1 protein-coding gene is annotated in these 1,582 nt (G+C 61.4%); it reads left to right on the top strand.

The window, feature by feature from the left end; all coding sequences use genetic code 11:
- Positions 1-11: 11 nt before the first annotated feature.
- Positions 12-1,582: transketolase (gene tkt, locus OI69_RS18690; protein WP_039354191.1), on the top strand; the 1,571-nt coding region annotated here is incomplete at its 3' end.

Genomic DNA, 1,582 nt, shown 5'->3' on the forward strand with positions numbered 1-1,582 from the left:
TGGAGTCAAGCATGTCCTCTCGTAAAGAACTTGCCAATGCTATCCGCGCGCTGAGCATGGATGGGGTGCAGAAAGCCAAATCCGGTCACCCCGGCGCACCGATGGGCATGGCCGATATCGCCGAAGTGTTGTGGCGCGATTACCTGAACCACAATCCGGCTAACCCTCACTGGGCCAACCGCGACCGCTTCGTGCTGTCCAACGGCCACGCGTCCATGCTCATTTACAGCCTGCTGCATCTCTCCGGCTACGACCTGCCGATTGAAGAACTGAAAAACTTCCGCCAGTTGCACTCGAAAACCCCTGGGCACCCTGAATACGGCTACACCGCCGGCGTGGAAACCACCACTGGCCCGCTGGGGCAGGGTATCGCCAACGCTGTCGGGATGGCGATTGCCGAGCGCACGCTGGCGGCGCAGTTCAACCGTCCGGGTCACGAGATTGTTGACCATCACACCTACGCCTTCCTTGGCGACGGCTGCATGATGGAAGGGATTTCCCACGAAGTCTGCTCGCTGGCGGGCACCATGAAGCTCGGCAAGCTGACCGCGTTTTATGATGACAACGGCATTTCCATCGACGGCCACGTTGAAGGCTGGTTTACCGACGATACCGCCGCCCGTTTTGAAGCCTACGGCTGGCATGTGGTACGCGGCGTGGACGGTCACGATGCGGATGCCATCAAACGCGCCCTCGGCGAAGCGCAGCTTGTCACTGATAAACCGTCGCTGCTGATGTGCAAAACCGTGATTGGTTTCGGTTCACCGAACAAGGCCGGTACGCACGATTCGCACGGTGCGCCGCTGGGCGAGGCAGAAGTCGCCGCGTCCCGCGAACAACTGGGCTGGACGCATGCGCCGTTTGATATTCCGGCCGACATTTATGCCGCGTGGGATGCCAAACCGGCCGGTCAGCGTAAGGAAGCGGCCTGGAACGAGGCGTTTGCCGCCTACGCCAGCGCGTACCCGGAACTGGCTGCCGAGTTCACCCGCCGCACCGCCGGTGAACTGCCCGCCAACTGGCAGGCCGATGCCCAGAAATTTATCGACGACTTGCAGGCCAATCCGGCGAAAATCGCCAGCCGCAAAGCCTCGCAAAACGCGCTGGAAGCCTATGGCAAACTGCTGCCGGAATTCCTCGGCGGCTCTGCCGACCTGGCGCCGAGCAACCTGACCATCTGGTCCGGCTCGGTCTCGCTGGATAAAGACCACGCGGGCAACTATATCCACTACGGCGTGCGTGAATTCGGCATGACGGCGATTGCCAACGGGATTGCGCTGCACGGTGGCTTTGTGCCGTACACCGCGACCTTCCTGATGTTTGTGGAATACGCGCGTAACGCCGTGCGCATGGCGGCGCTGATGAAAATCCGCAGCATCTACGTCTACACCCACGACTCCATCGGTCTGGGCGAAGACGGCCCGACGCACCAGCCGGTTGAACAACTGGCGAGCCTGCGTGTGACGCCGAACATGAGCAACTGGCGTCCGGCAGACCAGGTGGAAACGGCGGTGGCGTGGAAATACGCGATTGAGCGTCAGGACGGCCCGACGTCGTTAATCCTGTCGCGTCAGAATCTGGC

The organism is Pectobacterium fontis (assembly GCF_000803215.1).
In the GTDB taxonomy this organism is placed as follows: domain Bacteria; phylum Pseudomonadota; class Gammaproteobacteria; order Enterobacterales; family Enterobacteriaceae; genus Pectobacterium; species Pectobacterium fontis.